13 protein-coding genes are annotated in these 12,808 nt (G+C 71.4%); 4 read left to right on the top strand and 9 right to left on the bottom strand.

What is annotated here, in order from left to right:
* Window positions 1-18 precede the first annotated feature (18 nt).
* The 7 genes from WMF46_RS15475 to WMF46_RS15445 form a co-directional block, all read right to left on the bottom strand.
* Window positions 19-1,158 (bottom strand): acyl-CoA dehydrogenase family protein, encoded by a 1,140-nt coding sequence (locus WMF46_RS15475; RefSeq protein ID WP_437552715.1) that lies wholly within the window; start codon window positions 1,156-1,158, stop codon window positions 19-21.
* 79 nt (window positions 1,159-1,237) lie between these two features.
* On the bottom strand, window positions 1,238-1,381 hold the full coding sequence (locus WMF46_RS15470) for a hypothetical protein (RefSeq protein WP_012235483.1): 144 nt from the start codon (window positions 1,379-1,381) through the stop codon (window positions 1,238-1,240).
* Complete coding sequence (locus tag WMF46_RS15465; protein ID WP_437986314.1) at window positions 1,381-1,659, bottom strand: CcmD family protein; 279 nt, start codon at window positions 1,657-1,659, stop codon at window positions 1,381-1,383. The genes WMF46_RS15470 and WMF46_RS15465 overlap by 1 nt, the downstream gene beginning before the upstream one ends.
* A 4-nt stretch (window positions 1,660-1,663) precedes the next feature.
* A complete protein-coding gene (locus WMF46_RS15460) occupies window positions 1,664-2,455 on the bottom strand; it encodes a cytochrome c biogenesis protein (RefSeq protein WP_437717834.1) in 792 nt (263 codons plus the stop codon).
* A 120-nt stretch (window positions 2,456-2,575) separates the two neighbouring features.
* A complete protein-coding gene (locus WMF46_RS15455; protein WP_437986313.1) occupies window positions 2,576-3,826 on the bottom strand; it encodes a TolC family protein in 1,251 nt (416 codons plus the stop codon).
* A gap of 222 nt (window positions 3,827-4,048) precedes the next feature.
* On the bottom strand, window positions 4,049-5,512 hold the full coding sequence (locus WMF46_RS15450) for a sigma-54-dependent transcriptional regulator (protein WP_437986312.1): 1,464 nt from the start codon (window positions 5,510-5,512) through the stop codon (window positions 4,049-4,051).
* A gap of 22 nt (window positions 5,513-5,534) precedes the next feature.
* A complete protein-coding gene (locus tag WMF46_RS15445) occupies window positions 5,535-6,701 on the bottom strand; it encodes a diguanylate cyclase (protein WP_437986311.1) in 1,167 nt (388 codons plus the stop codon).
* A 190-nt stretch (window positions 6,702-6,891) separates the two neighbouring features.
* On the opposite strand from WMF46_RS15445, the gene WMF46_RS15440 reads away from it, so the two are divergent.
* The gene (locus tag WMF46_RS15440; RefSeq protein ID WP_437986310.1) at window positions 6,892-7,860 is read left to right on the top strand and encodes a COX15/CtaA family protein; all 969 of its coding nucleotides are present in this window, start codon (window positions 6,892-6,894) and stop codon (window positions 7,858-7,860) included.
* Window positions 7,861-7,919: 59 nt separating this feature from the next.
* Here WMF46_RS15440 and WMF46_RS15435 read toward each other — a convergent pair whose 3' ends face one another.
* Window positions 7,920-8,606: a hypothetical protein gene (locus tag WMF46_RS15435; RefSeq protein WP_437986309.1), complete on the bottom strand. Its 687-nt coding sequence runs from the start codon at window positions 8,604-8,606 to the stop codon at window positions 7,920-7,922.
* A gap of 60 nt (window positions 8,607-8,666) precedes the next feature.
* Here WMF46_RS15435 and WMF46_RS15430 point away from each other — a divergent pair, with 60 nt between their 5' ends.
* Window positions 8,667-9,242, top strand: coding sequence for a DUF99 family protein (locus WMF46_RS15430; protein ID WP_437986308.1), 576 nt, complete (start codon window positions 8,667-8,669; stop codon window positions 9,240-9,242).
* Between the two features lie 56 nt (window positions 9,243-9,298).
* Here WMF46_RS15430 and WMF46_RS15425 read toward each other — a convergent pair whose 3' ends face one another.
* Entirely contained in the window at window positions 9,299-10,705 is a 1,407-nt protein-coding gene (locus WMF46_RS15425; RefSeq protein ID WP_437986307.1) for a hypothetical protein, read from the bottom strand.
* A gap of 241 nt (window positions 10,706-10,946) precedes the next feature.
* Between WMF46_RS15425 and WMF46_RS15420 the strand changes: the two genes are divergently transcribed.
* Together WMF46_RS15420 and WMF46_RS15415 are read left to right on the top strand one after the other, a co-directional pair.
* Window positions 10,947-11,546 carry a bactofilin family protein gene (locus tag WMF46_RS15420; RefSeq protein ID WP_437986306.1) on the top strand — a complete coding sequence of 200 codons (600 nt, stop codon included), beginning with the start codon at window positions 10,947-10,949 and terminating at the stop codon, window positions 11,544-11,546.
* Window positions 11,547-11,713: 167 nt separating this feature from the next.
* Entirely contained in the window at window positions 11,714-12,541 is an 828-nt protein-coding gene (locus WMF46_RS15415; RefSeq protein ID WP_437986305.1) for an SRPBCC family protein, read from the top strand.
* The last annotated feature ends 267 nt before the right edge of the window (window positions 12,542-12,808 follow it).

Raw genomic sequence — 12,808 nt, 5'->3', positions numbered from 1 at the left:
GGTCGCCCTCGCGGCGCGCTACGCGAGGAGCTGGCGCGCGATGACGAGGCGCTGGATCTGGCTCGTGCCTTCGTAGATCTGGAGGACCTTCGCGTCGCGCATCATCTTCTCGACGGGGTACTCCTTCACGTAGCCGTTGCCGCCGAACACCTGCACGGCGTCCACGGCGGTCTGCATGGCGCTGTCAGCGCCGTAGGCCTTCGCGAAGCTCGAGACGATCGGGTCGCGCACCCCGTGATCGAGGTTCCACGCGGCCTTCTGGTAGAGCAGGCGCGTCCCCTCGACGCGGATCGCCATCTCCGCGAGCATCCACTGGATGAGCTGGTGGTTGCCGATCGGCTGGCCGAAGGTCTTGCGCTCCTTGGCGTAGGCCACGCACTCGTCGACGCAGCGCCGCATCAGGCCCGTCGCGGCCGCGCCGATGTCGGGGCGGGTCTGGTTGAAGGTCTCCATGGCGAGCTTGAAGCCCTGCCCCTCGGGCGCGAGCAGGTTCGCCTTCGGCACCTTCACATCATCGAGGAACACCTGGGCGGTGTCGCTCGCCCGCTGGCCGAGCTTGTCCTCCTTCTTGCCGACGCGGACGCCGGGCGTGTCGCGGTCGACGATGAACGCCGCGATCCCCTTGTGCCGCAGCTCCGGGTTCGACGTCGCGAAAATCACGTAGTAGCGCGCGTAGCTCGCGTTCGTGATCCAGCACTTCTGCCCGTTCAGCACGTAGTCATCCCCGTGCTTCGTGAAGCGCGTCTTGAGGCCCGCGACGTCGCTGCCCGCGTCCGGCTCGCTCGTGCAGTAGCTCGCCATGATCGGCTCGGCGGTGAGCATGCCGAGGTACTTCTTCTTCTGATCCTCGTTGCCGGCGAGCTTGATGGGGGTGAGCGCGAGGCCGTTCGCGAGGAAGCTCGTCTGGATCCCGGTGCACCCGTACGAGAGCTCCTCGGCGAGGAGGGCGTTCTCGAGCTCGCCCATCCCCGGGCCGCCGTACTCGGCCGGGCAGGTCGGGTTGACGAGGCCGATGTTCCAGCCCTCCACGAAGACATCCATCGGGAAGTACGACTTCTGATCGCACTCGGCCGCGATCGGGAGGATGCGCTCCTTCGTGAAGCGACGCGCCGTATCGATGAGAGCCTTGTGCTCTTCGCTCACAGAGAAATCGACCACCTTGTGACCTCCGGCTAGTGGGGCGGGGACGGCGCTCACCGGGCCCGCCAGCTACGCGGGACGAAGGCCTGCGCCCCCGTCACTCCTTCATTCTGCGCCTGCGTCGCTCGAGCTCGGCGCGCACGGCGCGGCTGCCCAGAATGTAGCCGACGATCAGCCCAAGCATCAGCACAACGGGGATGTAGAGCGCGTGCTGCGGGGTCATCTCCCCCAGGTTCGGCATCAGCTCGCCCCCTGGTCCGCTCCAGCCCGCGCCTTCTGCACGGCGGCCTCGAGCGCGTCGATGCGCCGGTCGATCTGCTTCTGCCGGCGCCACGAGACGAAGACCAGCGCGAAGAGGATGAGCCAGATCGCGGCGTACGCCTCGACCAGCAGCTTCTCTCCGCTCTGCATGTCGTTCCCCCCCTGGACGGGGCGGAACGCCTGCGCTCGGTCGTCCGTCGTGGTGCTCGTCGGCTGCTGCAACGCCGCATGGGAGAACAAGGAATGATTGGATTGCATGTTGTCAGTCCTCTCCGATGCCGGCTTCGAGGGCCTCTTGCTCGAGCTCCGCGAGCCGCGCGGACGCGAGATCGACGCGGTAACGCGCCCACACGAGCGCGAGGGTGAGAAGGGTGAACGAGAGGAAGCCGAAGCCGAGCGCCATCTTCATGTCAGGGTGCCCGAGGCCGCCGCCTTTGCCCGTGATGACCGTGGGGTGGTTACCGCCCCACATCTTCACCGAATAATGGATGATCGGCAGGTTGGCCGCGCCGAGGACGCCCAGGGCCGCCGCGAACTTGCGCTCGGCGTCGCTGTCGCCGGTGAAGGCGCGGAGCACGACGTAAGCGATGTAGATAAGCACGCTGAGCAGCGACGTCGTGAGGCGCGGATCCCACGTCCAGTACACGCCCCACGCCTTGGCGGCCCACAGCGGACCGGTGACGAGGACGATCAGCCCCATCGCCACGGCGACCTCGGCGCCGGCCTTCGCCAGCGAATCCCAGCGCTGGGTGCCGCGCGCGAGGTAACCGGCGGAGCCGATGAAGCAGATGGTCGCGCCGATGTACATCGCGTACCCGGCGGGGGCGTGGAAGTAGAAGATCTTCTGCACGATCCCCATCGAGGCCTCGGTCGGCACGACGTACGCCACGAAGTGGAGAGTGCCGATGATGGCGAGGGCCGACGCCGCGAGCAGGACGTAAAACGCGATGCTGGCGCCCGCGGATGCGCCGCTCGCCGCGCGCCGCGCCGCATCACCGTTCGCTGCCAAAGCCACCTTGTGCGGCGCCCGCTCGACGTTGACGTTGGCTCCCATGCTGTCGCGCACCGTACTGCCAAGGACGGTCGCGTTCAAGCCGGGGTGACGTTGAGCCGAGCGGCGCCCGAGCGGCGCCCGAGCGACGCAGCGCGTGCCTCAGCGCGGCCGCCCCCTCGCTCAGGTGCCGTCCGGCGCGATGGCGTCCCAGCCGGTCGCCTTCGCCAGCCGCGACATCGCCATGTCGAGATCCATCGTCGCGTTCAGCTGGTTAAATCGGTTCGTGGCATATGCCTTGGCTGGATCGATGAGATCCTTGTCCGCCATCGTCCCGACGTCGATTCCTTGCTGCACCATCACGAGCCAGCGCTTCCCGTACTTGGCCGCCTTGGTGTACGCGTCGAGCCGCTTCTGGGCCTCCACGACCTCGGCATAGGCGGTCTCGACCTCGGTCGCGACCCCGCCCATGGCGAAGCGCTGCGTCGACGCCATCTCCTCGAGCTGCGCCTCGGCGGCGCGGATGCGCGCCGATTGAGGCAAGAGGTCGAGCTTCCACTGCAGCGCGAGCGCCGCGCTGTAGTGGAAGAAGTTGCCGGGGTCGCTGGTGAACGGGTTCAGCTGATCCGCGACCTCCGGGGCGGCGCTCACCCCGACCTGCAGGGCGATGCCGATGTCGGGGAACAGCTGCGCGCGCGCGAGCCGCACCTGCGCGGACCTCGCGTCGAAGCCGGCGCGCGCCTGCGCGAGCTCCGGCCGGTACAGGCGCGCCGCGGTCAGGTAACGGGTGACGTGGCCGAGCCGGTGCTTCGGCGGGCGGATCGGGACGTCGGGGATGTCGAGATCCGCGACGCCCGTGTAGAAGCGCAGCCCCGCCAGCGCGACCGAGATGTATTTGTCGACCTCGGCCCCGCGCGCCTCGAGCTCGGCCCCGAAGGTCTGCAGCTTGAGCAGCTCGATGGGATCGCCCTCCTCGCGCTCGACCTGCTCCTCGAGGCGCCGGAGGGCCTTGTCCATCTCGGCCCTCACGTCGACGAGCAGGCTCCGCGAGTCGCGCGCGAGCTGGAGGCCGAAGTAGGCCTTGCGGACGTCGAGCCGCACCGCGTCCCGCTCCTTCTCGACGCTCGCCTGGTTCACCCGGACGTTCGCCTCGGCGGCGTCCCAGAGGTTCGTGATCTTCCCGAACGTCCAGAGCGGGACGACGCCGTCGATGTTCACGCGCCAGCCGACCCCGAGGCTCGAGGTGAGCGAGACGTCGGTGTTCGGGCTGAAGACGTTGTTCCCGCGGACGGTCGGCGCGAGCGCGACGCCGCCCGTCAGCTTGAACTGCGAGAACGGGGCGTACCGGGCCTCGTCGAGCTGCGCGCGGACCTGATCGAGCTTCGCGCGCGCGGCTGCGACGTTCGGGTGATTGCGGTCGGCGAGCGCGAGCACGCCGGGGAGATCGTGGACCGCCGCCGCTCGCCGCCCGGGCGCCCCGACGGTGTCGGCGGCGGCAGCAGGGAGCGGCGCGAGCCGGACCGCGAGGGAAACGGCGGCGGCAGCAAGGGCAGCTCGTGCAGCGCGTCGGGCCATTTTCGGCGCAACGTAGCACGAGCCAGCCGCGCGCTTCTGCGACGTGCGCGCGCGACGTGCGACCGGCGACGTGTCCGCGCGTCAGCCCGCGCCGCCCTTGCTCGGCCCCGCCCCGTCGCTCTCCCCCTGCGCCGGCTCGTCTCCGCGTGACGCGACCTTTTTCTTCAGCCTCCGGAAGTTCGAGCGATCCATCCCCGCCTGCCGCGCCGCCTCGCTGAGGTTGTTGCCCGTGCGCTCCAGCAGGCGCCCGACGTAGATCTGATCGAACGCATCGACGGCCCGCTCCTTGGCCTCCGCGTAGGGGAGATCGCAGAGCTCGGCCGGCAAGACGAGCGCGTCCCTCGGAGGGCGAAGCGGCGACCCGGAGCGCCCCGACACCGAGGGCGGCAGATCCGCGGGCAAGATCGCCTCGCCGCGCGCGGAGATCACGGCGTGCTCGATGGCGCTCTCGAGCTCGCGCGCGTTGCCCGGCCACGCGTGCTCGCGGAGCAGGCGCGCCGCCTCGGGGCCGATCCGCTTGACGTCGCGCCCGTGCTTGCGCGCGCACCGGTTCAGGAAATGGCTCGCGAGCAGCGCGACGTCCTCCTTGCGCCGCCGGAGCGGCGGCAGCTCGACGACGATGACGCCGAGCCGGTACGCGAGATCCTCCCGGAGCTGGCCGGTAGAGGTGAGCTCGCGGAGGCCTTCGCACGCCGACGCGATCACGCGCACGTCGACGCGGCGCGGCTCGCCTCCCGCCCTCGCGATCTCGCCGTGCGTGAGGACCCGGAGCAGCCTGGCCTGGGCAGCGGGCGGCAGCGCCGAGACCTCGTCGAGGAAGAGCGTGCCCTTGTCCGCCGCCTCGATCAGGCCCCCGCGGGCGCGCCCGTCCGGCGAGGCGTCGCCGCCTTCGCCGAAGAGCTCGTCCTCGGCCCGCGACCCTGGCAGCGCGCTGCAGTCGACGGCGACGAACGGCCGCGCGGCGCGCGGGCCGCGCCGGTGGACGGCGCGCGCGACGAGCTCCTTGCCCGTCCCGCGCTCGCCGATCAGCAGGAGGGGCGCCCCGACGGCCGCCACGCCGAGGGCCTTCCTGTAGGCGTCCTGCATCGCGGCCGAGCTCGTGATCACCTCGCCGAGCTGCTCGTGCTCGTCGACCCGCTCCTCGAGGGCCCGCGCGCGGCCCTCGAGCCGCCGGCGCTCGATCGCGCGCTCGATCGCGATCGAGACCGCGGCCTCCGCGTCGACGGGCTTCGTCACGAACCCGTACGCGCCGGCGCGCACGGCCGCGATCGCGGCGTCGAGGTCGGCGTGGCCGGCCATCACCACGACCTCGACGTCGGGGTACGTCGCCCTGATCCGATCGAGCACCTCGGCGCCGCTCATGCGCGGCATGGCGAGGTCGAGCAGCACCGCCTCGACGCGGGTCGTCGCGAGCAGCCCGAGCGCCGCGGGGCCGTCCTCCGCGGTGAGGACGTCGAAGTCGCGCACGAGCGCGCGCGCCAGGCCGCGGCGCAGGGCCGGCTCGTCGTCGACGAGGAGGATACGGGCGCGATCTGCGGCGTTCACGAGGCGGAGCGGCGAGGCGCGACTACAGCGGCTTGCGTGAGGCGAAGGGCGGGAGGTCGGTGCCCCGGCGCGTCTGCGGCTCCCTCGGCTCGTCCGCGGCCGCATGCGCCGCGTGCGTCGCGGCGAAGGCGGGATCGCTGGAGCGGCGGAGCTTCCCCGGCGGCGGCGAGGACTGCGGCTCGCCGCTCGCCGCGGGCGTGTAGATCTGGCCGTGCTGCTGGAAGACGCAGATCCGGTTGCCGCCCTCGCGCTTCGCCTGGTTGAGCGCGCTCTCGGCGGCGCGGATCAGCCCGTCCTTGGAGCGGACGTCGCGCGAGGGGTAGAGCGCGACGCCGATCGATACGCTGCACGGCCTCGCCTCTCCGCCGAACTCGACCGGGTTGCCGGCGGCCTCGCGCCAGATCCGCTCGGCCACCGTCAGCGACCCGGCGAAGTGGGTGCTCGGCAGGACGATGAGGAACTCCTCGCCGCCGTAGCGCGCGACCACGTCGACCTCCCGGACCGAGCGGCGGATCCCATCGGCCACGCGCCGGATCACGGCGTCGCCGAGCGTGCGCCCCCCGGTCTCGTTCATCACCTTCAGCCGATCGATGTCGACGAGCACGCAGGCGAACGGCTCGTGGTAGCGCTCCGCGCGCTTGAACTCCTCGTTGAGCCGCGTGAAGAGGTAACGGTAGTTGTAGAGCCCCGTCATCTCGTCGTGGATGGAGAGCTGCTCCAGGTAGGCGCGCTGCGCCGCGACCTGGTCGTGCAGCCGCTTGATCCGGAGCATCGCGCCGACCCGCGCGAGGAGCTCCTCCTCCTCGAACGGCTTGCAGACGTAGTCGTCGGCGCCGATCTTGAGCCCCTCGACCCGGTTCGCCGTGTCGCTCTTCACGGTGACCAGCACGACGGGGAGGAACGACTCGGAGGTCATGCTCTTGAGCAGCCTGCACGCCTCGAGGCCGGTGAGCCGGGGCATCACGATGTCGAGGAGCACGAGATCGACCCCTCCCCGCCCGATCAGCTCGATCGCCTCCTGACCGTCGTCGACCGCCTCGACCTGGAAGCCGGCCTTCTGGAGGATGCTCGCCAGCATCTGGCGCGCGAGGCGGTCGTCGTCCGCGACGACGATCCTGGCCGGTCGACCGCTCGGGAGCTCGATCGGCGCGGAGAGCGGAGCGCTTCGGAGGTCGTCGCTGTTCGGCACCGGCACATCCTCCCTTCAGCCGGGGCCGGGCGCAACGAGATCGCGCTGCGGCGGACGCCGCCTCGCCGAAGGTCGCGCGCGGTCGCGCGCAATCACGAAGGCAATCGCGGGAGTTGCCCGGGCAAGTCGCCCCTGCATCGCCGATCTCGCGCGGGCTGCCGTCGCGCTGGTTTCGCGGTAAGGACCCGGCATGACTCAGGCGCGGTTCTGGAAGCTCGCGGCGCTCGCGCTGGCCTTCACGCTCGGCGTGATCCTGTGGGGCGCGTTCGTGCGCGCGACCGGCTCGGGGGCCGGCTGCGGCAGCCACTGGCCGACGTGCAACGGCGACGTCATCCCGCGCTCTCCGAGCGCGGCGACCTTCATCGAGTTCACGCACCGCGCCACCTCGGGCGTCGCGTTCCTGCTCGTCGCGCTGCAGCTCGTCTGGGCCCTCGTCGCGTATCCGTCGGGGCACCCCGTGCGCGGCGGCGCGGCCGCGTCGATGCTGTTCATGATCACCGAGGCGGCGGTCGGCGCCGGCATCGTCCTGCTCGAGTACGTCGCCCACGACGCGTCGGCGGCCCGCGCGCTCTGGATGGCCGTGCACCTCATCAACACGTTCCTGCTGGTGGGCGCCATGACCTGCACCCTCTACTGGGCGCGCGGGGGCCGGCGCGTGCGCTTGCGCGGCCAGGGGGTGACGGGCGCGCTGCTCGGCGCCGGGCTCGCGGGGGTCCTGGCGGTGGGCGTGACCGGAGCCATCGCCGCGCTCGGGGACACGCTCTTCGCCGCGGCGTCGCTCCGCGAGGGCCTGGCGCAGGATTTCTCGCCCGCGGCGCACTTCCTGCTGCAGCTGCGCGTGCTGCACCCGACCGTGGCGGCGGCCGTGAGCGTCTACCTCCTCTTCGCCCGCGGCGCCGTCGCTGCCCGGCGCCCCTCGCCCGAGGTCGCGCGGCTCTCGGCGGCGACCGGAGCGCTCGTGCTGCTGCAGATCGGCGCGGGGCTCCTCAACCTCTTCTTGCTCGCGCCGGTGTGGATGCAGCTCGTCCACCTCCTGCTCGCCGATCTCCTGTGGATGGTCCTCGTCACGTTCGCCGCGGCGGCGATGAGCGAGTCGGCCTCGGCGGCGGACGCGGGCCCGCCCGGGGAGAAGGCCCGGCGGGAGGCGGTCGCCCTCTAGTTGCCCTGAAGCGGTGAGCTCGGCCGCGGCCCGGGCCCCCGCCGCGGCCAGCCGGAGCCCTAGAGATCCGAGCTCTCCTCGTCGCTCCCGGGGTCCTGCGAGATCGTGCGGCGCTCGGAGCGCTTGCGCGCTCCCTCGGCCGGCGCCGCGGAGCGCTGCTCGGGGACGGACGGGGGGAAGTCGACCTGGAGCACCATCCCTTGATCGGTCTCGAGCACGCGGTACGTCGCGTCGGCCTGGGTGCGCAGGTCGATCACCATGTCGAGATCGTTGCCCTGGCCGACGAGCTGCACCTGGGTCACCGGGGTCGCGAAGAACGACGTCACGAGCGGGAAGCGGTTCGTCTGGATCGCCCCCGCGCCCTTCAGCCGGTAGACGACGCGTCCGGCGGCCTTCGACTCGGCGACGTCGACCTTGCCGCCGTGGATCTGCACGAACACGCGCGAGCCGCCGGTCGGGAGCATGCGGAAGCCGGGGAAGGTGGCGACCGGTCGCCCGGCGAGGCTCGCCTGCGCGTCCTTCTTGGGCTTGCGCGCGCGCCCGGGGCGCTGCCGCCCGGCCTGCGGCGCGCCGGCGCTGCCGCCGCGCGGCTTGTTGACCGCCGGCTTCTGCGGGGCCGCGGCCTTCTCCGGCGCCGCGGGGGCCTTCGGGGCCGGCTGGGCGGTGGCGCCCTGCGCGAAGGCCAGCGACGAGGCGAGGCCGAGGGCCAGCGAGAGGCTCAGCGAGAGGTGCCTGGAAGGTCGCATCCTAGCAGTACAGCACGACCGCCTGGCCCGGCAAAGACGGCAGCACGGTAAGCTCCGCGTGTGCCGGCCCGCGCTCCACGCTTCTCGCATGTCATCGGCGTCGACGACGCGCCGTTCGCCCGCGACCACCGCGGCGACGTGCAGGTCGTCGGGACCGTCTTTTCGGGGCTGCGCCTCGAGGGCGTCCTCTCCACCCGCGTGAGGCGCGACGGGCGGAACGCCACGCCCGCGATCGCCGCGATGATCCGCGGCTCCCGCTTCTACGCCCAGGCGCAGGTGGTCATGCTCCAGGGCATCGCGGTGGCGGGCTTCAACGTCGTCGATCTCGCGGCGCTGCACGAAGCCCTCGCCCTGCCGGTCGTGGTCGTGGCGCGGCGCCTCCCCGACCTCGACGCGATCCGCGGCGCGCTGCTCTCGCGCGTCCGGGGAGGGCGCCGCAAGTGGGCGCTCATCCAGCGCGCCGGCCCGATGGAGCCTGTCGCGGGCGTGTACGTGCAGCGCGCCGGGATCTCGCTGGACGACGCGAGCGCGCTCATCGCGCGGCTCTCGGTGAACGGCCACCTCCCCGAACCCCTGCGCGCCGCGCACCTCATCGCGGGCGGGCTGACCACCGGCGAGAGCCGCGGGCGCGCGTAACTGGACGCTGACGAGCCGCTGACGAGCCGCCGGTGGGCCGCGACGGCTCGCGCGCGTCAGAGCGCCTGTCGGCGCGAAGCGCTGGCCGCGCCCGCCTTCTCGGGCTTCTCCCCGCGGCCGGTCACCTTCGAGTAGATGACGTCGAGGTTGGCGGTGATGTCGAGATAGAACTGAGCGTCAGGACTGTAGAAGAAATTCCTGCGCTGGCCGTCGAGGCCGAGCTGCATGTTGCTGTTGTTGTACCCGAGCGTGAGGCCGACGACCTCGTAGACCGGGTAGCTCACGCTGACATCGAAGGCCGTCTGGACGGCGTAGGTGGGCCCCTGGGAGCCCTCGTACGGGGCGCAGCCGGTCCCGATGTTGGCGCATCCCCCTTCGAACTCGTGCTTGAACTGGCCGATGAGCCTGAAGCTCGTCGCCAGGGAGAGGTCCTTGTAGAGCGGCAGGTCGACCTCGAGGCTCGTGGTCAGGCTATCCGTGGTCTGAGACACCCCGCTCAGCTGGTCGTCGAACATCGGGTCACCGCTTACGGCCATCCGGGGCCGCCGGAGGCCAGCTTTCACCGGCGTGTACGAGTCCGCGAACAGATGGGCGTAGGTCACGCCGAGCGTCGCCGTCACGTTGTTCAGCCCGTCGGCCTTCGAACCGAGCAGCTTGATCTTCTGGGTGATCTGCGGGCCAACCGACAGGAGGAAGTACTTGCCGGAGTTCCAGCTGTTCGGCGAGGTCGGCAGGAGCACCCGCAGCCGCATGGCCCCGTCCGTCTTGTACTCGCCTTCGTTCGCGCCACCGCTCTGCCAGAGCTCGCGGCTGTACCGAGCGCTGAGCCCGGTGTCCTTGAACTGCGGCTCACGGTAATCCGTCGTGGTGTCGCTGTTCGTGAGCTCGGTGACCCAGCCGATCTCGGCGGCCACCGACACCTTGTCCTTGGGCAGGTCGAGCACATAGAAGTTGGGCCGGAACGTGAAATCCCAGCCGTAGACCTGGATGGCGGGGATATACTCCCCACCAACACCGAACAGGGTCGTGCTACCGCCCTGGTTCCAGGTGAACGTCGTCCCTCGCCAGGGCAGGGTCGTCTCTTCGTCCTCCTCCTGGACGGTGTCGGCCGCAGTGGCCTGAGTCCACTGCACCGTCGGGGAGGCCGCTGCGTCGGGCCGCGGTGACACAGGGGCGGGCGGCAGCGCTGCTGGAGGCTCCGGCTGCGCGGGCGGAGCAGCAGCGGGCGCAGCAGCCACGCCCGGCGCAGCGGCAGGAGCGCCGGGAGCCGCGGGAGCACCGGGCGCAGCAGCGGGAGCGGCAGCACCCGGCGCCGCCGGCGCCGGGGCGGCCGGTTGCTCGGTCGGCTGGAGCGGCGTGGGGTCGACCGGCGGAGCTGTCGGCGGCGCGGGCGGCGTCTGCGCGGACGCTACCGAGATGCTGCCCAGGACACCGGCAGCCACAAGCAACGATCGGAACGTCATCTCCACTCCCTCTCCTGGTCGCCTCGGACCCTCACGCTCCACGCGCGCTCGGGCCAGACGTCGGCCACGCGCCGCGCGCCCCCGGCGATCAGCACGCCGGGACACCTGCTCGGTCCGCCCCCTCTGCAGAAAACGTACCCTGCCACAAATCGAGCCCAAGCATCTGAAATCATTCAACATACACGGCCACCGCCGCGCGCCCGTTACGCGACTGACGCGCACCCCCGTTGCGAATGTGACGATGCCTGAAGTAAGCCAGCGGGCGATGGAGCCGATGTCCTTTCCGGGCGACAGGGATTCGCCCCTCTCGCCGCGATCCCCAGGAAGCCCCCGCGGCGACGACGGCGGGGGCCACCGGCCCACCGAGATCAACGCCCTCCTCGGCCGCGGTACGCACTTCGAAGGCAAGCTCTTCTTCGAGGGCCGCGTGCGCATCGACGGCAGCTTCCGCGGTGAGATCCGCGGCGAGGACGTGCTGGTGATCGGCGAAGGGGCGCTCGTGATCGGGGAGATCCACGTCGTGACGTGCATCGTCACGGGCGGCGAGGTCCAGGCGAGCATCCGCGCCCGCGACGCCATCGAGCTCTACGCTCCATCCAAGGTGACCGGCGCCCTGCACGCGCCCGCCATCATGATCGACCGCGGCGTGCAGTTCGACGGCTCCTGCAAGATGGCCCCGCTCGACGAGGAGCCAGGCGAGCGACCCCTGCGGCCGCCTGCGGCGTCATCCGAGCCCGACGCCGACGCTGCCGGACAGGCCGCGAGCGCCGCGCCGACGCCCACGACTGACGACAGCGCGCAGCGCGGCGCAAACGCGAAGCGCGCCGACGCCGACCGCTGAATTCCGACCTCGTCCGAAGAAAGCATGTTTTCTGTAGTGCGCAGGCGTGCAGCCGCGTGCTGACGGAGTTACATCTAGCGAGGGGCTGCGGTCTCGCCGCCCGAGGCGCATGTCCGCGACGTGGGGGGGAGCCCGCGCTGACGGACGTCGCTCGAACAGGAGAGTCCATGAAGAAACTGTGGTCCCTGTCCCTGATCGCCTTCTCGCTCGCCGTGCTCGCCCTCTCCCTCTCGCCGCGCGCGGCCCGCGCCGCCGACGCCGAGTCGGAGAAGCTCGCGTCGCTCGGGAAGGCGCTCCGGTACACGCTGAAGACCACCGGGCCCGTCGCCGCGATCGACACCGGGGGCGCGGCGATCCTCGTGAAAGCGCCCCTGCAGACGGTCCGGAAGATCGTCACCTCCTACGGCAACTACAAGACGTTCATCGGCCCGTTCGACCAGAGCCGCGTGCTCACGAAGCGCAAGGGCACGAGCGAGGTCTATCTCCAGGTGCCGATCCTGAACGGCGCCGCGCACATCTGGACGGTCGCCGACATGTCGCCGCCCACCAAGGACGGCGCCGACGAGGTGATCTCCGGCCGCCACAAGCGCGGCAACGTCGCCGACTTCCGCGCCCGCTGGCGGCTCCGCGCCGTCGACGAGCACCACACGATCCTGAAGCTCGAGCTCTTCGTCGCCCCGAAGCTCCCTTTCCCGCCCTCGGTCGTGACGACACAGCTCGTCAAGGCGGCCGACAAGGCGGTGACCGCTGTGCGGAATCGCGCACAGTCCGAGGCGCCCCCCGCCGGGGCGACCACCGCCGCCGCCACCGACGTTGCGCCGGGCACCGCAGCGAGCACGTCCGCCGCCGCGTCCGCTGGCGCCGCTCCCGCCGCGCGAGGCGACGACCAGAGCCGCGTGACGGCGGCCCCCGCCCTGCTGCCGGCGAGCGTGGCCGATCTGCCGCCGGCCGACGACACAAGCGTCCGCCGCGACAAGGACGTCGCGCACCGCTAGCTCTCCTCGCAACCGACCTAACCGACAGGGCGCCTCGCGACAGAGCGTACAACCACCCCTCCTCCGTTTCCCTTCTTCCGTCCGCCCCTCCCGCTCGGTTCTACCGAGGCGGCTCACGCTCCCGTCGTGACGCCCCGTCGCCTCCGGTCGCCTCCGTTCACCGCTGAGCCTGTTGAAAACCCTGGAGCGCCCGGGGCGTGCTCCGGCGCGCGCTTGCTGGGGGCAATTCCGCAGATCTACCGAGGCTACGGCCCGGAGCGTCCAGGG

It is taken from the genome of Sorangium sp. So ce117 (genome assembly GCF_051524395.1).
Classification (GTDB): Bacteria; Myxococcota_A; Polyangia; order Polyangiales; family Polyangiaceae; genus Sorangium; species Sorangium cellulosum_B.
Note: the sequence above shows the minus strand (reverse complement) of the source record. Positions and strands in the feature narration are given on the sequence as shown.